Origin of the sequence: Variovorax paradoxus, assembly GCF_030811855.1 — a bacterium.
Lineage (GTDB): Bacteria > Pseudomonadota > Gammaproteobacteria > Burkholderiales > Burkholderiaceae_C > Variovorax > Variovorax paradoxus_L.
Map to the genome: position 1 here is coordinate 202,671 of NZ_JAUSRN010000008.1, position 16,646 is coordinate 219,316.

Sequence of the window (16,646 nt, forward strand, 5' to 3'; positions counted from 1 at the left end):
CAATGACGACCCCTCATCAGCCGCTGCTCGACGTCAAGGGCCTGCGCGTCGCGTTCGGCGGCAAGGAAGTGGTGCATGGCATCGACTTCCGCATTGCCGCCGGCGAGAAGCTCGCGCTGGTGGGCGAGTCGGGCTCGGGCAAGACCGTCACGGCGTTGGCGCTGCTGCGCCTGGCGCAGAACGCCGACATCGCCGGCGTCGCGAAGCTGTTCGACGCCCAGGCGGCTTCGAATGGCCGCGATCTGCTGTCGATTCCGGAGCGGGAGCTGCGTGGCATCCGCGGCAAGGAGATCGCGATGATCTTCCAGGAGCCGATGACCGCGCTCAACGCGCTCTACACGGTGGGCGACCAGATTGCCGAGGTGCTCGAGCTGCACGAGGGGCTCTCGGCACGCGACGCGCAGGCGGCCGCGGTGCAGTTGCTTGCCGACACCGGCATTCCTGAGCCCGAGCGGCGGGCGAGGGCGTTCCCGCACCAACTCTCGGGTGGGCAGCGACAGCGCGCCATGATCGCCATGGCGCTCGCCTGCAAGCCCCGCCTGCTTCTGGCGGACGAGCCGACCACAGCGCTCGACGTGACCGTGCGCGCGCAGATCCTCGATCTGCTCGCCGATCTGCAGCGCAAGCATGGCATGGCCGTGCTGCTGATCACCCACGACCTGAACCTGGTGCGCCGGTTCGCGGACCGCGTCGCGGTGATGGAAGACGGGCACATCGTCGAGCAGGGCGATGTGGCCACGGTGTTCGAAGCGCCGCAGCATGCCTACACCCGCAAGTTGATCGACAGCCACCCGGAGCGCAACGTCAGTGCCGTAGCTGCAGGCAGCGATGCACGGCCGGTGCTCGAAGCCACGGGCCTGAGCGTGAGCTACCCGGTGCCACGGCCCGGCGTGGCCGGCTGGTTCCGCAAGGGCGAATTCATCGCGGTGCAGAACGCTGATTTCCGCATCGCACCTGGTGAAACGCTGGGCGTGGTCGGGGAATCCGGGTCAGGCAAGTCGACGCTGGCGCTGGCCGCTCTCGGGCTGCTGAAGTATCGCGGCGCGCTCAAAGTCGATGGCAAGGGCTGGGCGGTCGACCGAGGGTCCGATCTGGCCTTGCGCCGAGTCATGCAGGTGGTTTTCCAAGATCCGTTTTCTTCGCTTTCGCCGCGCATGACGGTCGAGCAGATCGTGGGCGAGGGGCTTCGCGTGCATGCGCCCGAGCTCGGCACCGAGCAGCGCCGTGCACGGGCCCTGGCGGCGCTGGCCGATGTGGGGTTGAGCGAGGCGCAGTTCCCGTCGCTGCTCGACCGCTACCCGCACGAGTTTTCGGGCGGGCAGCGCCAGCGCCTTGCGATTGCGCGCGCGCTCATCGTCGATCCGCAACTGCTGGTGCTCGACGAGCCCACGAGTGCGCTCGACGTGACGATCCAGAAGCAGGTGTTGGGCCTGCTGCAACGCCTTCAGCGTGAGCGCGGCCTGAGCTATTTGCTCATCACCCACGACGTCGAAGTGATACGGGCCATGGCGCACCACGTCATCGTGATGAAGGATGGCAACATCCTCGAATCCGGCCTTGTCGAGCGCGTGCTCGACGCGCCCGAGCACCCCTACACAAAGACGCTGGTGGCTGCTGCGCTGCTGGAATAGAACAACGGGATTCAGAACAATGTCGGGAATTGGACAAGGCCGTCGCGGGGCTTGGCGCGCGGCGCTGGCCTGCATGGTCACTTTGGCAGTGGCAATGGGGCTGGGGCGTTTCGCTTTCACACCCATGTTGCCGATCATGTTGCATGAGGGAAAGCTCCAGCTCGAGGCAGGCGGCGTGCTGGCGTCGCTCAACTACCTGGGCTATTTCCTGGGCGCGGTCAGCTGCGCGGCCATCGGCATCAAGGCCAAGACCATGGTGCGCGGCGGGCTGGCCGCAACGGCCGTGCTGCTGGTCGGCATGGGCGTGCTCCACAGCTTCACCAGTTGGGGTGTTCTGCGCGCGGCAGCCGGCGTAATGAGCGCGTGGGTATTCGTCTTTGCGTCCGGCTGGGGGTTGCGCCGGTTGGCCGAAACCAATTCCCCGGCACTGGCCGGCGTGATCTACACGGGGCCTGGCATCGGCATCGCCATGACTGGCTTGCTCGGCGGTGCCCTAGGCCGCTGGGGTTCGGAAGTGGGTTGGATTGGCCTCGGCATGCTGGCGGTGGTGCTGGTGGCGGCGATCTGGCGGGTGTTCGACGATGGCGAACTGCCCGCGGCTGGCGCGTCTACAACCGCACCGGTGGGCACGGCCGGGATGCCCACATCGGCCTCGACGCGAAGCGACGCGGCATGGCTGGTCGCGCTCTATGGCCTGGCCGGCTTCGGTTACATCATCACGGCGACCTTCCTGCCCGTGATTGCCCGGCAGGCTCTTCCGGGCTCGCCCTGGCCCGACTTCTTCTGGCCGCTTTTCGGGCTGGCGATCATTCCTGGCGCGCTGATCGGCGCCCGCGCGCCCCTCCATTGGGACAACCGGCTGCTGCTGGCGGCGGCCTACGCGTTGCAGGCGCTGGGTGTATTGCTGTCGGTGGCATGGCCCACGATTGCCGGTTTTGCGCTTGGCAGCCTGCTGCTCGGCATGCCGTTCACGGCCATCACTCTTTTTGCAATGCGGGATGCGCGCCGGCTGCGGGGCAATGCCGCTGCCGGGCTGATCGGCTACGCCACGGCGTCCTACGGCGTCGGGCAGATCATTGGCCCGCTCTTTGCCGCGCCGCTGGCCCAGCGAACCGGCTCTTTCCAATTGCCGTTGCTGGTGGCGGCCGCGGCCTTGGCGCTGGGGGCCGTGCTGTTCGTGGTGGTGTGGTCGAAATCTCGCCGCATAACAGGCAACTGAGCGTCAATGCCCCTTCATTTCTCACACGAATAGCATATAATTCGAGGCTCACGACCAAACGGGCGGGTACCAACCGCCCGTTTTTTTTGGTCTATGCATTCTCGATGCGTGGCACCCGTGGCGGGCGGGTGGCGCGCATAACCATTTTTACAAGGCATTTTCAAACACGTGGCATTGCAGCAGACAGTGGAACAAACCGTGGCCGGACTCGGCTACGACCTGGTCGAGATCGAAAGATCGGCCGGGGGATTGCTGCGCGTCACGATTGATTTGCCCTGGACAGCCCCCACCTCGGAAGCTGTGGCTGCAGGTATTCCCGAGCCTTTCGTGACCGTCGAGGATTGCGAAAAGGTCACGCGGCAATTGCAGTTCGCGCTCGAGGTCGATGGTGTCGATTACAAGCGGCTCGAGGTTTCCTCGCCGGGTATTGACCGTCCGCTTCGCAATGAGCAGGATTTCGAGCGTTTCGTCGGCGAGGTGATCGACATCACGCTCAAGGCGCCCATGGGTGCCGCGGCGGCGGGGCAGGTGTCTGCCAACCGCAAGAAGTTTCGCGGCACGCTGGAGCGTGCTGAAAAGGCGCAAGGGGCTGACGGAGCCCCGGGCTGGCAAATCGTCTGGAGCGATGCGCCCGAGCCCAAACCGGGACAAAAAGTGAGCAAGAAGCGCGCGCCTGCAAAGTTGCAGGCGCTCGGCTTCGTGCTGGACGAGCTGCGCGATGCGCGGCTCGCGCCAATTGTGGATTTCAAGGGCCGCAGGGCCAAAACCCAACCGGGTTTTTCGGATATTGACGACGGAACGAATGTTCCGGACTGAACAGAGGAGTGGTGGCATGAATCGCGAAATGTTGATGTTGGTGGATGCGATCTCGCGAGAGAAGAACGTCGAGCGCGACGTGGTCTTCGGCGCGGTCGAATCCGCACTGGCGCAAGCCACCAAGAAGCTCTATGCGGGCGAAGTGGACATCCGCGTGGCCGTGGACCGCGACAGCGGCGACTACGAAACCTTCCGCCGCTGGCACGTCGTTCCGGACGAGGCCGGCCTGCAGCTGCCCGACCAGGAAATCCTCCTGTTCGAAGCCAAGGAAGAAATGCCCGACATCGAGGTCGACGAGTACATCGAGGAATCGGTGGACTCGGTGCCGATCGGCCGCATCGGCGCCATGGCCGCCAAGCAGGTGATCCTGCAGAAGATCCGCGACGCTGAGCGCGAAATGCTGCTGAACGACTTCATGTCGCGCGGCGACAAGATCTTCGTGGGCACCGTCAAGCGCCTGGACAAGGGCGACATCATTGTGGAGGCCGGCCGCGTCGAAGGGCGCCTGCGCCGCAGCGAAATGATCGCCAAGGAAAACCTGCGCAACGGCGACCGCGTGCGGGCCATGATCATGGAGGTCGACCTGACGCTGCGCGGCGCGCCGATCATCCTCTCGCGCTCGGCCCCCGAGTTCATGATCGAGCTGTTCCGCCAGGAAGTACCCGAGATCGAACAAGGCCTGCTCGAAATCAAGAGCTGCGCCCGTGACCCCGGTTCGCGCGCCAAGATCGCCGTGCTCTCGCACGACAAGCGTGTCGACCCGATCGGCACCTGCGTCGGCGTGCGCGGCACCCGTGTCAATGCCGTGACCAACGAGCTCGCCGGCGAGCGTGTGGACATCGTGCTGTGGAGCGAAGATCCGGCGCAGTTCGTGATCGGCGCCCTGGCTCCGGCCAATGTGTCTTCCATCGTTGTCGATGAAGAAAAGCACGCCATGGACGTGGTGGTCGACGAGGAAAACCTCGCCATCGCCATCGGCCGCGGCGGCCAGAACGTGAGGCTCGCCTCCGATCTGACCGGCTGGAAGATCAACATCATGGACGCCAACGAATCTGCCCAGAAGCAGGCCGTCGAAACCGACGCCAGCCGCAAGCTGTTCATGGAAAAGCTCGACGTCGACGAGGAAATCGCCGACATCCTGATCTCCGAGGGCTTCAACAGCCTCGAGGAAGTGGCCTATGTGCCGATCTCCGAAATGCTGGAGATCGAAGCTTTCGATGAAGACACCATCAATGAGCTGCGCACGCGCGCCAAGGATGCGCTGCTGACCATGGAAATCGCCAAGGAAGAGGGCGTCGAGACCGTCTCGCAGAATCTGCGCGACCTCGAAGGCCTCGACCCCGAGCTGATTCCAAAGCTGGCCGAGGCGGGTGTGCACACCCGCGACGACCTCGCCGACCTCGCGGTCGATGAACTCACCGAGATCACCGGCCACAGCGCCGATGACGCCAAAGCCCTCATCTTGAAAGCCCGCGAACATTGGTTCGCCGGCCAAGAGTGATGGTCATGGAGGCACGAAACCAATATGTCCAGTACCACTGTCGCCGAGTTCGCGAACGAGCTCAAGAAGACTCCCGAAACCTTGCTTGACCAGCTCAAGAGCGCAGGCGTGCCCAAAGCGGCACCCACCGATGCACTCACCGAGGCTGACAAGCAGCGCCTGCTCGGCTTTCTCAAAGCCAGCCACGGCACCGCCGAGCCCGAGCGCAAGAAGATCACGCTGACGAAAAAGTCGACCAGCGAGATCAAGCAGGCCGATGCCACCGGCCGCGCCCGCACCATCCAGGTCGAGGTGCGCAAGAAGCGCACCTTCATCCAGCGCGACGACGGCCACCCGGCCGTGCCCGAAGCACAACAACCGGTGGCCGAAGCGCCCGCGGCTCCCGCCGCACCGCGCGTCGACGAAGCTGAACTGGCCCGCCGCGAGGAAGAAGCGCGCCGCCAGGCCGAACTGATCCGCCGCCAGGAAGAAGAACTGGTCGAGAAGCGCCGCCTGCGCGAAGAAGCCGAAGCGCGCGAACGCGAGCAGGCCGAAAAGGCCGAGCGCGCCGAACAGGCAGAGCAGGAAGCCGCACGCATCGCCGCCGAGAAGAAGGCCGCTGCCGAAGCCGCTGCCGCGCCCGCCAAGGAAGCGGCCAAGCCGGTAGCAGCACCTGCGGCCGCCGCAGCCGCTGCCGCCGAGCAGCAAGCCGCAGACACCAAGCTGGCCGCCCAGACCGCCGCCACGCAAGCCAAGGAAGACGCGAAGGCCAAGGCCGCCGCCGAATCGAAGGCCCGTGCCGACGAAGAAGCCGCCCGCGCGAAGGACCTCGACGAGCGCCGCCGCAAGGCACTCGCCGAAGCCGAAGCCATTCGCGCCATGATGAATGCACCGGCCCGCGTGCTGGTGCCGCACAAGGCGCCCGAGAAGCCGCAGCCCGAAAAAGCCGCGGTCAAGGGAACGCTACACAAGCCAGCCACCCCGGCCGCGCGCCCCGGCGCGCCAGCCGCACCGGGTGCAGCCGCAGCCCCTGGCGCTGCGGGTGCCGGCAAGGAAGTCAAGTCGGCCAAGCTCTCATCGAGCTGGGCTGGCGATCCGGCCAAGAAGAAAGAAATCAAGACCCGCGGCGATGCCAGCGGTGGTGTCGGCCGCGGCAACTGGCGCGGAGGCCCGCGCGGCCGCCGTGGCAGCAACGACCGTGGAGGCCACGAAGAGCATGTGCAGGCCGCACCGGTCGAGGCGCGCATTCTCGAAGTGCACGTGCCCGAAACCATCACGGTGGCCGAGCTCGCCCACAAGATGGCCGTCAAGGCGCAGGAAGTCATCAAGCAGCTCATGAAGCTGGGCCAGATGGCGACCATCAACCAGTCGCTGGACCAGGACACCGCCATGATCCTGGTGGAGGAAATGGGCCACAACGCGGTCGTTGCTGCGCTTGACGACCCCGAAGCCTTCACCGACGAGGACGTGTCGGCGCAAACCGCCGAAGCCCTGCCGCGCGCGCCGGTCGTGACCGTCATGGGTCACGTCGACCACGGCAAGACCTCGCTGCTGGATTACATCCGCCGCGCCAAGGTGGCCGCGGGCGAAGCCGGCGGCATCACGCAGCACATCGGTGCCTACCATGTGCAGACCGAACGCGGCATGGTGTCGTTCCTCGACACCCCGGGTCACGAGGCCTTCACGGCCATGCGTGCCCGCGGTGCGCAGGCCACCGACATCGTCATCCTCGTTGTGGCGGCTGACGACGGGGTCATGCCCCAGACCAAGGAAGCCATCAAGCACGCGAAGGCTGCCGGTGTGCCGATCGTGGTCGCGATCAACAAGATCGACAAGCCCGACGCCAGCCCGGACCGCGTGAAGCAGGAACTGGTGACCGAAGAGGTGGTGCCCGAAGAGTACGGCGGCGACGTGCCGTTCGTGCCGGTGTCCGCCAAGACGGGCCAGGGCATCGACGAGCTGCTCGAGCAGGTGCTGCTGCAGGCCGAAGTGCTGGAACTCAAGGCGCCGGTGGATGCCGCCGCCAAGGGCCTGGTCATTGAGGCCCAACTCGACAAGGGCCGCGGCCCGGTCGCCACCGTGCTGGTGCAGTCCGGCACGCTCAAGACCGGCGACGTGGTGCTGGCGGGTTCGACCTATGGCCGCGTACGCGCCATGCTGGACGAAGACGGCAAGAGCATCAAGACGGCCGGCCCGTCGATCCCGGTGGAAATCCAGGGTCTGACCGAAGTGCCGCAGGCGGGCGACGAGTTCATGGTGATGTCCGACGAGCGCCGTGCGCGCGAAATCGCCACCTACCGTGCCGGCAAGTTCCGCAACACCAAGCTGGCGAAGGCTCAGGCTGCGAACCTGCAGAACATGTTCACCGACCTTTCGGCCGGCGAAGTGCAGACGCTGCGCATCATCATCAAGGCCGACGTGCAGGGCTCGCAGGAAGCGCTGGCCCAGTCGCTGCTCAAGCTGGCGACCGAAGAGGTCAAGGTGCAGATCGTGTACGCCGGCGTGGGCGGCATCAGCGAAAGCGACATCAACCTTGCCATCGCCTCGAAGGCGATCGTGATCGGCTTCAACGTGCGCGCCGATGCCGGTGCGCGCAAGCTGGCCGAAGGCAATGGCGTGCAGCTGAACTACTACAGCATCATTTACGACGCTGTGGACGAGATCAAGGTCGCGATGTCGGGCATGCTGGCACCGGAGCGCCGCGAGGAAATCATCGGTTCGGCCGAAATCCGCACGGTGTTCGTGGCTTCCAAGATCGGTACGGTTGCAGGTTCGTACATCACCTCGGGCTCGGTCAACCGCACGGCGCATTTCCGCCTGCTGCGCGACAACGTGGTGATCTACACCGGCGAAGTCGACTCGATCAAGCGCATGAAGGACGACGTTCGCGAAGTGCGCGAAGGCTTCGAGTGCGGTATCAAGCTCAAGAACTACAACGACATCAAAGAAGGTGATCAGTTGGAATTCTTCGAGATCAAGGAAATCGCCCGGACGCTGTAAGCGTTCGATGCGAGAGAGACCATGCCGAAAAGAAAAGCCGCCGCCCCCAACCGCGCGTTCAAGGTTGCCGACCAGATCCAGCGGGATCTGACGGAGCTGATCGCGCGCGAGTTGAAGGACCCGCGCGTGGGCATGGTCACGATCCAGGCCGTCGAGGTCACGCCCGACTATGCGCATGCGAAGGTCTACTTCAGCATGCTCACGGGCGACGTGACCGAGACCACCGAAGCGCTGAACCAGGCTGCGGGGTTTCTTCGCAACGGCCTGTTCAAGCGCCTCCACATCCACACCGTGCCGACGCTGCACTTCCTGTTCGATCGCACCACCGAGCGTGCGGCCGACATGAATGCGCTCATCGCGCAGGCCGTCGCTTCGCGTTCGAAAGACGACTAGCGATGAATGCGCCACGCACAAGGGTGCAGCGGCGCCCTGTGCATGGGGTGTTGTTGCTCGACAAACCGCTGGGACTCTCCAGCAACCAGGCTTTGCAAAAAGCCAAGTGGTTGCTGCGCGCCGAAAAAGCGGGCCACACCGGCACGCTCGACCCGCTGGCCACCGGCGTGCTGCCGCTGTGCTTCGGCGCGGCCACCAAGTTCAGCCAGCTGCATCTCGATGCCGACAAGACCTACGAGGCTACGGCCCGCCTGGGCATCAAGACCGCCACCGGCGATGCCGAGGGCGAGGTGATCGCCGAGCGTCCGGTGCACGTCACGCCTGAAGACCTGGCCCGCGTCGAGGCGCAATTCACCGGCCCCATCCGGCAAGTGCCGCCGATGCACAGCGCACTCAAGAAAGACGGCAAGGCGCTGTACGAGTACGCCCGCGAAGGCATCGAGATCGAGCGCGCGCCGCGCGACGTGGTCATTCATGCATTGAAGATCACGCAGGCAGCGGCCGAATCGGCGGGCAATGCGATAAAAATAGTGGCTTCCGTGAGCAAGGGAACCTACATTCGCACGCTGGGCGAAGACATCGGCGAGGCACTGGGCTGCGGCGCCCACCTCACGTCGCTGCGCCGTACGGCCACCGGCGGTTTCGGCGTGGTGCAGTGCATCACGCTCGAAGCGCTCGAAGCCATGGGCGAGGAAGAGCGGCTGGCCCAATTGTTGCCTGCCGAATCCCTGGTCGAGGGCCATACCATCGTCACGCTGGGCAGCGAAGATGCGGGGCGCTTTCTGTCCGGCCTGCGCCGCCGCGGCACCTGGCCCGATGCCGACCACGTGGCAGTGTTCGGCGAAGCGCCTCCCGCCTTCCTCGGCACGGCGCATGTCGCTGCCAACGAATTGATACCGGGGCGCTTGCTGAACCCCATCGAAATCCAGCAAATTCTTTTGAACGCACAACAGACCGAAGCGACACCATGAGTACCAAGCAAATCCGCAATATCGCCATCATTGCCCACGTGGACCATGGCAAGACCACGATGGTCGACCAATTGCTGCGCCAGTCGGGCACCTTCGCCGAGCACGAGAAAGTCGTCGACACGGTGATGGACAACAACGCCATTGAAAAGGAACGTGGCATCACGATCCTGGCCAAGAACTGCGCCGTGACCTGGGAAGGCACGCACATCAACATCGTCGACACCCCCGGCCACGCGGACTTCGGCGGTGAAGTGGAACGCGCGCTGTCGATGGTCGACGGCGTGGTGCTGCTGATCGACGCGCAGGAAGGCCCGATGCCGCAGACGCGCTTCGTGACCAAGAAGGCGCTGGCCCTCGGCCTCAAGCCAATCCTGGTCGTGAACAAGGTCGACAAGCCGGGCGCGAACCCCGACAAGGTGGTGAACGCCGCCTTCGACCTGTTCGACAAGCTCGGTGCCACCGACGAACAGCTCGACTTCCCCGTGGTGTATGCCTCTGGCATCAACGGCTGGTCGTCGCTGGAAGAAGGCGCTGCAGGCGAGCAGTGGGGCCCCGACATGTCGGCCCTGTTCAACACCATCTTGAAGCACGTTCCGTCGCAAAAGGGTGACCCGAACGCGCCGCTGCAGCTGCAGATTTCCGCGCTCGACTTCTCGACCTTCGTCGGCCGCATCGGCGTGGGCCGCATCAGCCAGGGCACGCTCCGGCCCATGACCGACGTGCTGGTCATGGAAGGTCCGGACGGCAAGACCGTCAAGGGCCGCGTCAACCAGGTGCTGACCTTCCAAGGCCTGGACCGCGTGCAATCGATTGAAGCCGGCCCCGGCGAAATCGTGCTGATCAACGGCATCACCGACATCGGCATCGGCGTCACCGTGACCGACAAGGACAAGCCCGCGCCGCTGCCCATGCTCAAGGTCGACGAGCCGACCCTGACCATGAACTTCTGCGTGAACACCAGCCCGCTGGCCGGACGCGAAGGCAAGTTCGTCACCAGCCGCCAAATCTGGGACCGCCTGCAGAAGGAACTGCAGCACAACGTTGCGCTGCGCGTGAACGAAACCGACGAAGAAGGCATCTTCGAAGTGATGGGCCGCGGTGAACTGCACCTGACCATCCTCTTGGAAAACATGCGCCGCGAAGGCTACGAAATGGCCGTGTCGAAGCCGCGCGTGGTGTTCCGCACCGTGAACGGCGAGAAGCACGAGCCCATCGAGCTGGTGACGGCCGACATCGAAGAGCAGCACCAGGGCGGCGTGATGCAGGCACTGGGCGAGCGCAAGGGCGAGCTGGTCAACATGGAACCGGACGGCCGCGGCCGTGTTCGCCTCGAGTACCGCATTCCGGCGCGCGGCCTGATCGGCTTCACCAACGAGTTCCTGAACCTGACGCGCGGCTCGGGCCTCATCAGCAACATCTTCGACAGCTACGAGGCGCACAAGGGCGACATCGGCAGCCGCAAGAACGGCGTGCTGATCTCGATGGACGATGGTGAAATCTTCACCTACGCCCTGGGCAAGCTGGACGACCGCGGCCGCATGTTCGTGAAGGCCAACGATCCGGTGTACGAAGGCATGATCGTCGGTATCCACAGCCGCGACAACGACCTCGTGGTGAACGCCACGCGTACGAAGCAGCTGACCAACTTCCGCGTGAGCGGCAAGGAAGATGCGATCAAGATCACGCCCCCGATCGACCTCACGCTGGAATACGGCGTGGAATTCATCGAGGACGACGAGCTGGTCGAAATCACGCCCAAGAGCGTGCGCCTGCGCAAGCGTTTCCTGAAGGAAAGCGACCGCAAGCGCGCCAGCCGCGAAACGGCGAGCTGAGCGCCGACATCGACCGATGCTGCGCCTGACGCACGGAGGAGCCGTGTGGCTGATGGTCGCCGTGACCCTGATGTGGGCCACGGCGGGCGTGGTCACGCGGCACCTCGCACAGGCGCACAGTTTCGAGATCACCTTCTGGCGCAGCCTCTTCACTATGCTGGCGCTGCTGGTGATCTTGCCGCTTTGGCGGGGTCGCGCGGTGTTCTCGCAAATCCGCAGCGGCGGGCGCGAACTCTGGATCTCGGGCGTCTGCTGGACCGTGATGTTCACGGCCTTCATGGTGGCGCTCACGCTGGCCTCGACGGCAAGCGTGCTGGTCACAATGTCGCTCGGGCCCTTGCTTACCGCATTGGCCGCGCGAATCTTCATCGGTCACCGGTTGCCCGCGCGAACCTGGCTTGCCATCGTGGTGGCTGGGTTGGGCATCGCCTGGATGTACGGCACGCAGCTGATGCAGGGCGGCGATACGGCGGGCGGATCGCTGCTCGGAACGCTGGTGGCGCTGTGCGTGCCGCTCGCGGGCGCCACCAACTGGACGGTGGTCCAGCATGCGCAGGCCAAGGGGCGCGACATCGACCTGGTTCCCGCGGTGCTCATTGGCGCCGCGCTCAGCACGCTCGCCACCTTGCCGTTTTCCCTGCCGTTCAAGGCGACCGCGCACGACCTCGGCCTGCTGGCTTTCCTTGGCGTTTTCCAGCTCGCGATTCCGTGCGTGCTTTCAGTGCTTTGCGCCCGGGTGCTGAAGGCGCCCGAGGTCGCGTTGCTTGCGCTGCTCGAAGTGATTTTCGGCATTGCACTGGCGTGGCTCGGCGCGGGCGAAGAACCCGCTGCGAGCGTGCTGACCGGCGGTGCGCTGGTCATCGGCGCGCTGGTGTTCAACGAACTGCTGGCAATGCGCGGACGCCGCGCCACGGTGGCCGATGACGCGCTTCCCAGCGCGCATTAGCGCGCACCAACGCGGCCAGGTAAAGCTCAAAAGAAAAAGGCCCCGACATCTGCCGGGGCCTTTTCGCATTCAAGAGACGCGCAATCAGGGACGCGCGACTTTCCAGGCGCCGTTCAGGACGCCGTCGCCGGTCTTGTCGCCGGGCTTGCTGTCCTTCGTCCAGTAGTAAAGCGGAGCGCCCTTGTAGGCCCACTGCTTCTTGCCGTCTTCGCGCACGATGATGGTGTAGCCGCCCATGGGCTTGGCGGTTTCGGCCACAGGCAGCGGTGGCCAGTTGGCGGCGCACTGGGCGTTGCAGGCGGAGGTGCCCGCACCGGCCGTATCGCGGCCGAAGGTATAGAGCGTCATGCCATTCGGTCCGACGAGTACGCCGTCGGCGGTGCGGGTGGGCGCGTCGGGTGCGCTGGCGGTCTTGTTGGACATGCCGCCGCAGCCGGCGAGCAGTGCCGCCGCGAGGATCGAGGCGCTGAGCAATTTCATGCAGTTTCTCCTTCAGTTGATAAATCGCGAAATCGAGCCAGGTGGTTGGTTGCGCGAGTCGGCAGTTTATGCCGGGCTCAAGACAAATCCCGGTAGGCGAGCGTCGCCAGTTTGAGCAAAACGTCTCGCGGCAGCTTGCCCGCAACGGCATAGCCGAAGCCCTGGTCCACCCAATAGAAACTGGGCACCGGCCCTTCGGAGGCAAAGCGGAACGCTGTTTCGCGAGATGCGGCGGTGCCGGCGGCTGCTCGGCTGTCGAGCGTGCCGATGTAGAGCGTCACGCGTTCGCCCGCCGCGTCCTCGAACATGAACTGGGCGCGCGCGCCGCTTTCTCCGGGCAGCAAACGGCCGCCGACGAGCGTGTAGCCCATCGATGCCAGGTCGGGCACCTTGAGCGGCTTGTCGAGCCGCTTCGATAGCCACTGCACGAGGTGCTGTTGCTCCGTGGCGGCCACTTCGACCGGGTGTCTTTTCTCGGGCGCGTAGACGGCGTGCGCCACCGACGCGTCGTGCACGAACTCGCGCATTGCGGGTGCCTTGGCCAGTTGGGCCGGCGCAGCGCGCTGCATCGACCATTGGGCATTGCCGAGCCATCCTGCGGCAAAGGCGACCAGCACGCTGGCCGCCATGCCGCCCCATCGGATCCATCGGCCTTGCCGAGCGTGCCGCGGCTCGTTGCGATCGAGTGCGCTCATCAAGTGCGCGGGAACGGGTTCGCCGAGCAAGTCGCCATGCAGCCGGCGCAAGGCGTCTCGTTGGCTCCGCCACGCTGCGACCTGCTCGGCTAGGGCCGGGTCGTGTGCCAGGGCGTCTTCGACCTCGGACCGGCGGTCCGGTGCCAGCTGGCCATCGACGAGGGCATGCAGCTCGTCGTCGGTGGGGGGCGGGGCGGGGCGGTTCATGGTTCGGCGAAAGGTTTCACTTGAGGCGGCGCAGGCCGGTGCGGCTCGGCGCGGTGGCGCCATCCATCAACTCGTGCAACCGGGCGCGGGCACGTGACAGGCGCGACATCACGGTGCCAGCGGGTATGCCGAGCACCTTTGCCACCTCGGCATAGGAAAGGTCTTCGAGCGCCACCAGCAGCAGCACGGCACGCTGCTCCTCGGGCAATTGCATCAGGCAGCGCTGCAGGTCGAGGCCGCTGCCGGGGTCCCGGCCCGGATCGACGGCGCCGTGCAGCTCGTGCGCCACGTCGTCCAGCGGCACGACGCTGTGGGGCGATGGCATGCGCCGCCGCTGACTCGCGAAGATGTTGTGCATGACCGTGAACAGCCACGCACGCAAATCGCTGCCCACCCGCCAGAGCCGCCATTTGCCGCAGGCCCTCTCGAGCGTGTCCTGCACCAAGTCGTCGGCTGCCCATGCATCGCCCGTGAGCGCGCGCGCATAGCGGCGCAGGCTCGGAATCTGTTCGGCGATCTGGCGGGCGTCCACGGAGAGGCGGGCCGTGCGTCGCGCTCAGGGCTTGGCGGTTTTCCAGGCGCCGCCGACGCCGTCGCCGGTCTTGTCACCCGGCTTCGAGTCCTTGGCCCAGTAGTAGAGCGGCCAGCCCTTGGCGGCCCACTGTTTCTTGCCGTCGTCGCGCGTGACGATGGTGAAGTCTCCCGCCGGCTTGTCGCTGTCGGTGGCCATGAAGGGCGGCCAGTTGGTCGCGCAGCCGCCGTTGCAGGCCGACTTGCCGCTGCCGGCCGTGTCCTTGTCGAAGGTGTACAGCGTCATGCCGTTCGGCCCGACCAGCGCACCGTCGGCGGCCTTGGGCTGTGCGAACGCGGGAAACGCGAGCAGGCTGCTCAGCAGTGCGGCGGCAAGGCCGGCATAGGAAGCACGAAAAGGCGACATGGGAAGACTCCTGAGTTGGTGCCATCGACGATCCGATGACACCGCACAAACGCCTGCAGCGCGCGTTTTATTCCATGCCGCGCAAAAAAGAACTAGCGGTTGCGGCTCTTCATCGCGCGCTCGACCTCGCGCTTGCCTTCGCGGTCCTTGATGGTGTCGCGCTTGTCGTGCTCGGCCTTGCCCTTGGCCAGCGCAATATCGAGTTTGATCTTGCCGGTCTTCCAATGCAGGTTGAGCGGCACCAGCGTGTAGCCCTTTTGCTCGACCTTGCCAACCAGGCGGCGAATCTCTTCCTTGTGCAGCAGCAGCTTCTTGGTGCGGATGGAGTCGGGGTTGACGTGGGTCGAAGCGCTCTTGAGCGGGTTGATCTGCAGGCCGACGACAAACAGCTCGCCGTCGCGGATCACCACGTAGCCATCGGTCAGCTGGACCTTGCCTTCGCGCAGGGATTTGACTTCCCAGCCTTCGAGGACGATGCCGGCTTCGAAGCGTTCTTCGAAGAAATAGTTGTACGCGGCCTTCTTGTTGTCGGCAATGCGGGAGGAGGTATCTTGTTTCTTGGTGGCCATGGCTCGGAAAGGTGGGGGCGCATGGCTTCAATACAATCCGTCGCGCACGCTGTCCCGATTCTATGAAAACAGTCAACAAGTCCGTCCTCATCTGGTACAGCGCCGAAGAGATGTACGCGCTCGTCACCGATGTGGAGAAGTATCCGCAGTTCCTTCCGTGGTGCGACAAGTCGCGGGTCATCGAGGAAGACGAAGCCGGAATGACCGCCGAAGTGGGCCTGGCTTTCGCGGGCCTTCACCAGAGCTTCACCACCCGCAACACGCACGTGCCGGGGCGCGAAGTGCATCTCAAGCTCGTAGACGGTCCGTTCTCCAACCTCGACGGCCTCTGGAAATTCGCCCCCGTGGGCGAGCCCGGAGAGCGCGCCTGCCGCGTCGAGCTGCACATGAGCTACGGCTTCAGCAACTTCGCGTTGCAGGCCCTGGTGGGGCCGGTGTTCGACACTGTCGCCTCCAGCCTTGTCGAAGCCTTCGTCAAGCGCGCTGAGCAGGTCTACGGCGCGGCCTGATTAGTCAATGATCGAAGTCACGCTGAGCTGCTCGCCCGCGCCGCGCGAGGTGTTCGAGCAGGTCCTGCGGCTCGCACTTGGTGCCACCGTGGACGATGCCGTGAAGGCCAGCGACCTCGCGCAACGCTTTCCGCAGCTGGACTGGCGCCAGGCCATGACGCCCGGCATCTGGGGCAGGGAAGTGGAGTGGAACCAGCCTTTGAAAGACGGTGATCGGGTCGAACTGTGCCGGCCGCTGGCCGTCGATCCCAAGGTGGCGCGCCGCGAGCGCTTCCAGCGCCAGGGCGCGCGCGGCACCGGTCTTTTTGCGAACCGCCGCAAGGGCGGCAAGGCCGGCTACTGAATCGGCCCGCGTGCTGCAGTTACTTGCAGTCGCTTTCGATGACCGACTGAAGGCGCTTCTGCTCCGCCGCACGCGCGGCATCGTCCATGATCTCTCGCTCGCCCTTCGCGTTGACCCTGGCCACGCGAAGGCCGCTGTCGAACGTGGCCTTGCCCTGGCGGGCGCGGTCGCAGTTCTCGGCCTTGATCTTGGCGTTCTTCTCCGCCTCGGCGGCCTGCTTGGCTTTTTCTTCCGCCTGCGCCTTCTTGGTCTTTTCCTCGAGTTCCTTGTCGACGCCCGGCGCCTTGGGCGCTGCCGCGACTTCGCGCGGCTTGGACGCCTCGGGTGCATCGGCCTCCGCAGGGGCCTGCGTCAAGCCGCCGCGCGGTGGGGGCGTACCCGAGCGGCGCAGGATGTTCTTTTCGGGCACATCGGGCGGCGGCGCCTGGTCGCTGAAGACCTTCTTGCCGTTCTTGTCGATCCATTGCCATTGCGCGCTGGCCGAGAGCGGCAGCAGGCAAACACATCCAAGTACGAGCCAATGCGCGAATTTCATGCGGCGAGTTTAGCGTTGCCTTACGTTTGGCAACATGGCCGGTGCGAGCTTTCGAGCAAGGTGAGTTGGAAATTGGCTACGTT

At 65.2% G+C, this 16,646-nt stretch carries 17 protein-coding genes; 11 read left to right on the plus strand and 6 right to left on the minus strand.

Going from position 1 to position 16,646, the window contains the following annotated elements; all coding sequences use genetic code 11:
- The first annotated feature begins 2 nt into the window (after positions 1–2).
- The 9 genes from J2X92_RS16885 to J2X92_RS16925 all read left to right on the plus strand — a co-directional run bounded on the left by J2X92_RS16885 (position 3) and on the right by J2X92_RS16925 (position 12,288).
- The gene (locus J2X92_RS16885) at positions 3–1,631 is read left to right on the plus strand and encodes an ABC transporter ATP-binding protein (protein WP_307577090.1); all 1,629 of its coding nucleotides are present in this window, start codon (positions 3–5) and stop codon (positions 1,629–1,631) included.
- A gap of 19 nt (positions 1,632–1,650) precedes the next feature.
- The gene (locus J2X92_RS16890) at positions 1,651–2,850 is read left to right on the plus strand and encodes a YbfB/YjiJ family MFS transporter (protein WP_307577091.1); all 1,200 of its coding nucleotides are present in this window, start codon (positions 1,651–1,653) and stop codon (positions 2,848–2,850) included.
- A 168-nt stretch (positions 2,851–3,018) separates the two neighbouring features.
- Positions 3,019–3,666, plus strand: coding sequence for a ribosome maturation factor RimP (gene rimP / locus J2X92_RS16895; protein WP_307577092.1), 648 nt, complete (start codon positions 3,019–3,021; stop codon positions 3,664–3,666).
- 16 nt (positions 3,667–3,682) lie between these two features.
- Complete coding sequence (gene nusA, locus J2X92_RS16900) at positions 3,683–5,167, plus strand: transcription termination factor NusA (protein ID WP_055797065.1); 1,485 nt, start codon at positions 3,683–3,685, stop codon at positions 5,165–5,167.
- A 24-nt stretch (positions 5,168–5,191) separates the two neighbouring features.
- Positions 5,192–8,146 carry a translation initiation factor IF-2 gene (infB, locus tag J2X92_RS16905; protein ID WP_307577093.1) on the plus strand — a complete coding sequence of 985 codons (2,955 nt, stop codon included), beginning with the start codon at positions 5,192–5,194 and terminating at the stop codon, positions 8,144–8,146.
- A gap of 21 nt (positions 8,147–8,167) precedes the next feature.
- Entirely contained in the window at positions 8,168–8,539 is a 372-nt protein-coding gene (gene rbfA / locus J2X92_RS16910) for a 30S ribosome-binding factor RbfA (protein WP_093239564.1), read from the plus strand.
- 2 nt (positions 8,540–8,541) lie between these two features.
- Positions 8,542–9,510, plus strand: a complete 969-nt coding sequence (truB, locus tag J2X92_RS16915; RefSeq protein WP_093022693.1) for a tRNA pseudouridine(55) synthase TruB — start codon at positions 8,542–8,544, stop codon at positions 9,508–9,510.
- Complete coding sequence (gene typA / locus J2X92_RS16920) at positions 9,507–11,342, plus strand: translational GTPase TypA (protein ID WP_055797073.1); 1,836 nt, start codon at positions 9,507–9,509, stop codon at positions 11,340–11,342. The genes truB and typA overlap by 4 nt, the downstream gene beginning before the upstream one ends.
- Positions 11,343–11,358: 16 nt before the next feature.
- Positions 11,359–12,288 (plus strand): DMT family transporter, encoded by a 930-nt coding sequence (locus J2X92_RS16925; RefSeq protein WP_307577094.1) that lies wholly within the window; start codon positions 11,359–11,361, stop codon positions 12,286–12,288.
- A gap of 84 nt (positions 12,289–12,372) precedes the next feature.
- Here J2X92_RS16925 and J2X92_RS16930 read toward each other — a convergent pair whose 3' ends face one another.
- From J2X92_RS16930 to smpB, 5 genes are all read right to left on the minus strand, one after another.
- Positions 12,373–12,768: a COG4315 family predicted lipoprotein gene (locus J2X92_RS16930; RefSeq protein ID WP_055797076.1), complete on the minus strand. Its 396-nt coding sequence runs from the start codon at positions 12,766–12,768 to the stop codon at positions 12,373–12,375.
- A 77-nt stretch (positions 12,769–12,845) separates the two neighbouring features.
- Positions 12,846–13,670 carry an anti-sigma factor family protein gene (locus tag J2X92_RS16935; protein WP_307577095.1) on the minus strand — a complete coding sequence of 275 codons (825 nt, stop codon included), beginning with the start codon at positions 13,668–13,670 and terminating at the stop codon, positions 12,846–12,848.
- Positions 13,671–13,686: 16 nt separating this feature from the next.
- On the minus strand, positions 13,687–14,202 hold the full coding sequence (locus tag J2X92_RS16940; RefSeq protein WP_307577096.1) for a sigma-70 family RNA polymerase sigma factor: 516 nt from the start codon (positions 14,200–14,202) through the stop codon (positions 13,687–13,689).
- Between the two features lie 24 nt (positions 14,203–14,226).
- The gene (locus tag J2X92_RS16945; protein ID WP_307577097.1) at positions 14,227–14,607 is read right to left on the minus strand and encodes a COG4315 family predicted lipoprotein; all 381 of its coding nucleotides are present in this window, start codon (positions 14,605–14,607) and stop codon (positions 14,227–14,229) included.
- A gap of 92 nt (positions 14,608–14,699) precedes the next feature.
- Positions 14,700–15,176 (minus strand): SsrA-binding protein SmpB, encoded by a 477-nt coding sequence (smpB, locus tag J2X92_RS16950; RefSeq protein WP_307577098.1) that lies wholly within the window; start codon positions 15,174–15,176, stop codon positions 14,700–14,702.
- 62 nt (positions 15,177–15,238) lie between these two features.
- On the opposite strand from smpB, the gene J2X92_RS16955 reads away from it, so the two are divergent.
- Complete coding sequence (locus J2X92_RS16955) at positions 15,239–15,685, plus strand: type II toxin-antitoxin system RatA family toxin (RefSeq protein WP_055797090.1); 447 nt, start codon at positions 15,239–15,241, stop codon at positions 15,683–15,685.
- A gap of 7 nt (positions 15,686–15,692) precedes the next feature.
- Positions 15,693–16,028 carry an RnfH family protein gene (locus J2X92_RS16960; RefSeq protein ID WP_307577099.1) on the plus strand — a complete coding sequence of 112 codons (336 nt, stop codon included), beginning with the start codon at positions 15,693–15,695 and terminating at the stop codon, positions 16,026–16,028.
- Positions 16,029–16,047: 19 nt separating this feature from the next.
- Here the strand turns inward: J2X92_RS16960 and J2X92_RS16965 are convergent, their stop codons facing one another.
- Positions 16,048–16,563: a DUF4124 domain-containing protein gene (locus tag J2X92_RS16965; RefSeq protein ID WP_307577100.1), complete on the minus strand. Its 516-nt coding sequence runs from the start codon at positions 16,561–16,563 to the stop codon at positions 16,048–16,050.
- Positions 16,564–16,646: the final 83 nt, after the last annotated feature.

Bases quoted from the DNA above. Each gene is read 5' to 3' on its own strand.
- J2X92_RS16885 (WP_307577090.1), top strand. From the start codon at position 3: ATGACGACCCCTCATCAGCCGCTGCTCGACGTCAAGGGCCTGCGCGTC.
- J2X92_RS16890 (WP_307577091.1), top strand. From the start codon at position 1,651: ATGTCGGGAATTGGACAAGGCCGTCGCGGGGCTTGGCGCGCGGCGCTG.
- nusA (WP_055797065.1), top strand. From the start codon at position 3,683: ATGAATCGCGAAATGTTGATGTTGGTGGATGCGATCTCGCGAGAGAAG.
- infB (WP_307577093.1), top strand. From the start codon at position 5,192: ATGTCCAGTACCACTGTCGCCGAGTTCGCGAACGAGCTCAAGAAGACT.
- rbfA (WP_093239564.1), top strand. From the start codon at position 8,168: ATGCCGAAAAGAAAAGCCGCCGCCCCCAACCGCGCGTTCAAGGTTGCC.
- truB (WP_093022693.1), top strand. From the start codon at position 8,542: ATGAATGCGCCACGCACAAGGGTGCAGCGGCGCCCTGTGCATGGGGTG.
- typA (WP_055797073.1), top strand. From the start codon at position 9,507: ATGAGTACCAAGCAAATCCGCAATATCGCCATCATTGCCCACGTGGAC.
- J2X92_RS16925 (WP_307577094.1), top strand. From the start codon at position 11,359: ATGCTGCGCCTGACGCACGGAGGAGCCGTGTGGCTGATGGTCGCCGTG.
- J2X92_RS16930 (WP_055797076.1), bottom strand. From the start codon at position 12,768: ATGAAATTGCTCAGCGCCTCGATCCTCGCGGCGGCACTGCTCGCCGGC.
- J2X92_RS16935 (WP_307577095.1), bottom strand. From the start codon at position 13,670: ATGAACCGCCCCGCCCCGCCCCCCACCGACGACGAGCTGCATGCCCTC.
- J2X92_RS16945 (WP_307577097.1), bottom strand. From the start codon at position 14,607: ATGTCGCCTTTTCGTGCTTCCTATGCCGGCCTTGCCGCCGCACTGCTG.
- smpB (WP_307577098.1), bottom strand. From the start codon at position 15,176: ATGGCCACCAAGAAACAAGATACCTCCTCCCGCATTGCCGACAACAAG.
- J2X92_RS16955 (WP_055797090.1), top strand. From the start codon at position 15,239: ATGAAAACAGTCAACAAGTCCGTCCTCATCTGGTACAGCGCCGAAGAG.
- J2X92_RS16960 (WP_307577099.1), top strand. From the start codon at position 15,693: ATGATCGAAGTCACGCTGAGCTGCTCGCCCGCGCCGCGCGAGGTGTTC.
- J2X92_RS16965 (WP_307577100.1), bottom strand. From the start codon at position 16,563: ATGAAATTCGCGCATTGGCTCGTACTTGGATGTGTTTGCCTGCTGCCG.